Raw genomic sequence first — 6,057 nt, forward strand, 5'->3', positions numbered from 1 at the left:
GGAGCGCCGCGGGGGGATCCGCCTGTCGGAGTACGACGTCTTCACGGCGACGGTGGGCGGGATGCGCATCAACGAGCCGGCGGCGGATCTGGCCCTGGTACTGGCGGTCGCGTCGGCGGCGAAGGACATTCCGTTGCCGCCGGATCTGGTGGTGCTCGGTGAGGTTGGGTTGGCGGGGGAGGTTCGGCGGGTCTCCGGGGTGAAGGCTCGGTTGGCCGAGGCCGTGCGGTTGGGGTTCACCCAGGCCTTGGTGCCGCCGGATGCCGGCGTTGTGCCGCCTGGGATGGCGGTGACGGTTACGCCGAACCTCGGGGCCGCTTTGCAGGCGTTATATGCGAATGCTGTGGGGGAGTGAGCCGGGGCCGGGGGAGGCGTGTGCCCACGCCTGGGTTTGGATTCTGGCGGCCGGTTTCGGCGCGTGATGGTGCCGTTGGCGAGCCCTTCATGACAGAAGGGCTCGGTCGGCAAACCCACCGCGGACCGGTCAGTCCAACAGAACGGGCAACCGCTCAACGCCGTAGACGATGGACACCTTGCGGTAGTTGAGCTCCTCGTCCGCCAACCGCATGGAGGGAAACCGCCGAACCAGAGCCGGATAAGCCGCCCGAAGCTCCATCCGGGCGAGCTCCGCCCCGATACACCGATGCACCCCGTACCCAAAAGCGAGATGCGAGGTAGCCGGCCGAGTCGGGTCCACGCGTTCCATGTCCGACCCAAGCACCGGATCCCGATCGGCCCCGGCAAGGGAGACGACGACCACGTCACCCTTGGAGATCTGAACGCCGGCGACCGTCATGTCCTCGCGAGCGAACCGGGGGAACGCCACCTGCACGACAGTGAGGTACCGCAACAGCTCCTCGACGAAGTCGTGCACCGCCGCATCGTCGTCGTGGACCAGCTTGAACGAGTCGCGGTCCTGCAACAGCACCAGGGCCCCGAGCGTCAACATGCTCGCCGTCGTCTCGAAGCCGCCGGTCAGGACGCCGTCGGCGAGGCCGGCCAGCTCCATGTCCTCGACCTCGTCACCATGTTCCTTGATGATCATGCCGAGCAGGCCGTCGCCCGGGTTCTCGCGTTGCTCGCGGACGACCCCGAGGAGGTACTCGAGCGACTCGGAGATCGCGCCCAGCGACGCGGTCGCGCCCGCGAACAGGTCGAACCTCGTCATCGAGTGGCGCTGGAACTCCCCGCGCTCCTCGTACGGCACGCCGAGCAGCTCGCAGATCACCAGCGACGGGATCGGCAGGGCGAACTCCTCGACGAGATCGACCGGACCGTCGATCGCGGCCATCGCGTCGAGGCGCTGCTCGATGATCGCCTTGATGCCGGGCGTCAGGCGGGACAGCCGGCGCATCGTGAACTCCGGCGTCAGCAGCTTGCGCAGCCGGGTGTGCTCCGGCGGGTCCGCGAACCCGAGCCCGCCCGGGCTGTGGCTCGCCGACGCCCCGTGCTCGCCCACCAGGTTCGAGAAGTCGTTGCTGAAGCCCTTCGCGTCGCTGAGGACGGTCTTGGCCTCCTCGTACCCGCTGACCAGCCATACGTTGACACCGAACGGGATGTTGACCTTGCTGATCGGCTCGCGCGCACGGATCTCGCCCAGCTCGGGTACCGGATCCAGCCCCGTGCGACGAAGTGGCAGCAGCGCCGCGTCCGGCAGCAGCGCCATCTTCGACAGGTCGAACCCCTTGCGCTGCGCACGCGCCAGGTACCAGCGCGTCACCAGCCCGACAACTCTTGACTTCAGCCCCATGTCCCAACCCCCTAACTCGTACGCCGCGAGGCTATCTGCCCGTTGAGCGCCGGCCCCCGTTGCCCGGATGTCAGGACGCTATGGCCGCGGCCCTGGCGCGCGCCTCAGGGAATCTCACCTATTTCAGCCGGGCCGCCTTGCCCTCCAGGTACCGCTGCTCGGGCCGGCTGACCGTGTGCTTCGCGGCCCGCTGGTAGTGCTCGCGGGCCGCGTCGAGGTCGCCGGCCAGCTCCAGCAGGTGCGCCCGCACGGCATCGAGCCGGTGATGCCCGGCGATGCGCTTGTCGGTGGCGATCGAGTCGAGCAGCTCGAGGCCGGCGCGCGGGCCCTGCACCTGCGCGGTGGCGATGGCCCGGTTCAGCGTGATCATCGGGTTTGGCGCCATCCGGTCGAGGATCCCGTAGAGCACGAGGATCTGCCGCCAGTCGGTCGCCTCGGTGCTGGGCGCCTCGGCGTGCACGGCGGCGATGGCGGCCTGCAGCTGGTAGGGCCCGAGCGCGGCGGAGGCCATCGTGCGCTCGATCAGCTCGGTGCCCTCCTCGATGAGGTCCGCGTCCCAGCGGCGGCGGTCCTGCTCGGTGAGCGGCACCATCGCGCCGTCCGCGGTGCTGCGGGTGGCCCGGCGCGAGTCGGTGAGCAGCATCAACGCGAGCAGGCCCGCGACCTCGCCGGCAGCGGGATCGTCGGCGGGGAGCAGCCGGTGCACCTCGCGGGTCAGCCGGATCGCCTCGGCGGTCAGCTCGACCCGCTGCAGGTCCGGGCCGGACGTCGCGGTGTAGCCCTCGTTGAAGACCAGGTACAGCACGTGCAGCACGACCGCGAGCCGCTCGGCGCGCTCGGACCCCTGCGGCATCGCGAAGGTGGCGCCGGCCTCCTTGATCTTCTGCTTGGCCCGGCTGATCCGCTGGCCCATCGTGGTCTCGGGGACGAGGAACGCCCGCGCGATCTGCTCGGTCGTGAGCCCGCCGACCGCACGCAGGGTGAGCGCGAGCTGCGAGGGCGCCGACACCTCCGGGTGACAGCAGAGGAAGAGCAGCGTCAGCGTGTCGTCGACGTGCCGGCCCAGGTCCTCGGCCGGGTCCGGCGTGATCAGCTCGTGGTAGGGCTGCTGGACCGCGACCGCGGTCTCGCGCCGGCGGCGGGCGGACTCGCTGCGCCACTGGTCGGTGAGCCGCCGCCCGGCGACCGTGACCAGCCATCCGGCGGGCTCGGCCGGCACACCCTCCTCGGGCCACTGCAGCGCGGCGGCCAGCAACGCCTCCTGGACGGCGTCCTCGCAGGCGTCGAACTGGCCGTGCCGCCGCACGAGCACGGCCAGGACCTGCGGCGCCAGGCCGCGCAGCAGGTCCTCGACCGTCCCGGTAGCCGGCATCACATGTCGAAGCCGGCTTCGAACATCACCGGCCGGATCTCGATGGCGAAGCCGCTGAACCTGGTGTCCGGAATGAGCTTGGCCAGCTCGACCGCGCGCTCCGGCGACTCGACGTCGACGAGGTAGTAGCCGCCCATGAACTCCTTGGCCTCGAGGAACGGGCCGTCGGTGACCGCGGGGACGGTGCCGGTGCCGCGGACGGTGACCGTGTTGGCCGGGTCGGCGAGCGCCTGGGTGGCGATGAACTCGCCGCTCTCCTGGGTGATCTTCATGAAGTCGCCGTGCCCGTCCGTGATCGAGTTGCGCTCGGCCTCGGTGAGCGCCTCCATGGCGGCCGGGTTCACCTGCATGATCAACAGGTACTTCATCGTGGTGCTCCTCTGTTCGGCAGGCCCCGCGGGGCCGGGTCACGAGGAAGTCGGACCCACCGGCCGGCTCTCGACATCATCCTCGGACGGGTTTTCCTACAGCGGGTCGGCCGCCAGGTCGCGGAGTGGCCGCACGAGGTTTCCCCACGCGAAGGCGCTCGCGGCCATGACGAGGAGCGCGCACCAGGTGGCGGCCAGCCGCTGGCCGTCGACGGAGTCGACCGCCACCGCGTTGAGCAGCAGGTGCCCGGCGGTGAGCAGGGCGAGCACGGTGGACATCGTGGCCGCGAGCCACCGCTGGGTCAGCTGGAGCGCGGACACCCCGGCGGCCAGCGCGCCCAGGACGACGAGCCAGCTGAACCAGCCGGCGAAGACGAGCGCACCCTGGCCCGAGCTGCTGGCGAGCAGCGAGAACAGCCGCCAGCCGCTCACGGACGTGAAGGTCTCCTCGCCGTTGTCGAGCTCGCTGTACCAGGGCATGGAGACGGCGAGGAGCAGGGCGGCCGTGCAGACCAGGACGAGGATCCGGGCGATGAGCAGCCGCTGGCGCCGTTCCGCCCGCCCGATCTCCTCCGCGTGCCGCCGCTCGAGTCGCTTGAGGTAAGCCCGCAGGTCCGCGAGCTCGTCGGTTTCCGCCATGGCGGGATGCTCGCACCTCGGACCACTCTCGGCAGGGGATTCGGCGAAGCAACCCCTCGAAGCCCGATCGACGATCCCTGTGGTCCGGACCACAGACGCTCGGGACGGCTGCGGCGGCGTGCTAGACAGGCGGGTGGTTTCGAGCGTGTGAGTGGGTGATGACGTGGGGGTTCGCCGTCTGGAGAAGTCGGCCCGCCGGATGTTGGACAGGCTGCACGACCAGGTCGGCGCCGGCCTGCTGGCGGCGGCCGCGATACCGGGCCTCGGCGCGGTGGTCGACCAGCATTCGGCCGCGGTGCGCGACATCCTGACCGTCGGCGTCGAGTCGAGTGCCGTGGTGGCCGGCTCGGTGCTGCTGGCGGGCTACGCCCAGGGCGTGCTCGACCACCTGCGCGAGAGCGGCCGGCCGCTACGGGTGCCGGCGGACGCGACCGGCTGGCTGGGCGCGGACTGGATCAGCGTCCGCCTGCTCGCGGTGTGCGCGCTGGCCAGGGACCTGCACCCAGGCCGCCCGGTCGGCTCGACCGGCCAGCTGCCGACCGTGGCCTGACCGAGCAGGCCGCGCCTGCGTACCGACCGGCCCGCCGAGTCTCGACCGATCATCTGCCGACGTGGCCTGACACCGTCCAGGCCGCGCGTGCGTACCGGCTGGCCCGCCGAGTCTCGACCGGCCGCCGGCCCTTCCTGACCGCCCCGGACGCGCCCCGACCCCGGGCCTCCGCGCACCGACCGGCACCGAGCTGGCCACCGGCCTTACCCTGACCGGCCCCGGACAGGCCGCGACGGCCGGGCCCTTGGGCACCGACCGTCGCGGCGTGGGCTTGCTACTGCTGCCGGGGCGGCGTCTGCCCGGGCGGCATCTGACCGCCCTGCGGTGGGTAGCCCGGATCCTGGTAGCCCTGCTGCGGGCCCGGGTCCTGATACCCGCCCTGCTGCGGGTAGGCCTGCGTGCCCGACCCCGCCGGAGCACCCGGTGCGCCGGCCGCGTGCGCGCCCGGGTTCTGCGGGTGGCCGGTGGGCATGGGGTGACCGGCGGCCACCGGCTGCGGCATCTGCCTCGTCCGCTCCTCCGAAGAAGCGGAGGCGGAAGCCGGGACACCGCTGCGGGCCGCGTCCTCGCGGCCCCGCTGGTAGGCGTCCGCCGCGGCCTTGGCCTGCGGGATCTCCTCCTCGGCCCGGCTCAGCCACCGGTCCCAGCGCGCCTGCATCGGCCGGATGAGCCCGCCGCCCACCCCGACGATCGCGATGCCGCCGATCGTGGCGAGCACGGTGATCAGCACCGGCATCGTCACCGTGGTGGCGACCCCGATCTGGTTCAGCGCGGCGATGATGCCGAGACCCCAGACGAACACCGAGGCCAGCGTGCCGAGCAGGGACGCGTAGGACAGCCCGCCCAGCGTGTTCGTGATCAGGTCGCGCACCGCGCGGGCGACCGCGCCGGCCACCACGATGATGACGATCGCGACCACGGCCCGCGGCAGCCACGCGACGATGCCGGTGAGCACTGCGCTGACCGGGTTCGGCCCCCACACGCCGAACGCGATCTGCAGCGTGATCAGCAGGATCGCGTAGTAGAGCAGCTTGGCGATGATGTCCGAGGCGTCGTACTTGCTCCTCGAGAGCATCCGGTTGATGCCGCCACGCTCGACCACCCGGTCGAACCCGACCCGTTCCAGGAGCTTGTCCACGGCTTTGGCGACGGTCTTCGCGATCAGCCAGCCGATCAGCAGGATGACGAGGAACGCCACCAGCTTGGGCACGAACGTGGCTATCGAGCTCCACGCGTTCGAGATGCCCTGACCGAAGTCGACGGCCGCGAGCGCGGGAGTTGGCAGAGCGGTCGACATGCCACCGCCCCCTTCCAGGTATGACTGGCACGTCCCCGGGTGGACGCGCGTTACCGGATGGGTTGCCCCTGGGAGGACGAG

At 71.4% G+C, this 6,057-nt stretch carries 7 protein-coding genes; 2 read left to right on the forward strand and 5 right to left on the reverse strand.

Annotation, left to right across the window (positions count from 1 at the left end):
• Positions 1-355, forward strand: a 355-nt coding sequence (locus tag VGD70_RS36435; RefSeq protein WP_331089659.1) for a magnesium chelatase domain-containing protein, incomplete at its 5' end; no start/stop codon positions are given.
• Positions 356-484: 129 nt separating this feature from the next.
• Here the strand turns inward: VGD70_RS36435 and VGD70_RS36440 are convergent.
• The 4 genes from VGD70_RS36440 to VGD70_RS36455 all read right to left on the reverse strand — a co-directional run bounded on the left by VGD70_RS36440 (position 485) and on the right by VGD70_RS36455 (position 4,129).
• Entirely contained in the window at positions 485-1,750 is a 1,266-nt protein-coding gene (locus VGD70_RS36440) for a cytochrome P450 (RefSeq protein WP_331089661.1), read from the reverse strand.
• A gap of 118 nt (positions 1,751-1,868) precedes the next feature.
• Positions 1,869-3,122 (reverse strand): RNA polymerase sigma factor, encoded by a 1,254-nt coding sequence (locus VGD70_RS36445; RefSeq protein WP_331089663.1) that lies wholly within the window; start codon positions 3,120-3,122, stop codon positions 1,869-1,871.
• Entirely contained in the window at positions 3,122-3,490 is a 369-nt protein-coding gene (locus VGD70_RS36450) for a YciI family protein (protein WP_331089665.1), read from the reverse strand. Before VGD70_RS36450 ends, VGD70_RS36445 begins: the two co-directional genes overlap by 1 nt.
• 96 nt (positions 3,491-3,586) lie before the next feature.
• Complete coding sequence (locus VGD70_RS36455; RefSeq protein WP_331089667.1) at positions 3,587-4,129, reverse strand: hypothetical protein; 543 nt, start codon at positions 4,127-4,129, stop codon at positions 3,587-3,589.
• A 163-nt stretch (positions 4,130-4,292) separates the two neighbouring features.
• Here VGD70_RS36455 and VGD70_RS36460 point away from each other — a divergent pair, with 163 nt between their 5' ends.
• On the forward strand, positions 4,293-4,679 hold the full coding sequence (locus VGD70_RS36460; RefSeq protein WP_331089669.1) for a DUF6401 family natural product biosynthesis protein: 387 nt from the start codon (positions 4,293-4,295) through the stop codon (positions 4,677-4,679).
• A gap of 274 nt (positions 4,680-4,953) precedes the next feature.
• Here VGD70_RS36460 and VGD70_RS36465 read toward each other — a convergent pair whose 3' ends face one another.
• The gene (locus VGD70_RS36465) at positions 4,954-5,976 is read right to left on the reverse strand and encodes a mechanosensitive ion channel family protein (protein ID WP_331089671.1); all 1,023 of its coding nucleotides are present in this window, start codon (positions 5,974-5,976) and stop codon (positions 4,954-4,956) included.
• Positions 5,977-6,057 lie beyond the last annotated feature (81 nt).

The organism is Actinophytocola sp. (assembly GCF_036402745.1).
GTDB lineage: Bacteria > Actinomycetota > Actinomycetes > Mycobacteriales > Pseudonocardiaceae > Actinophytocola.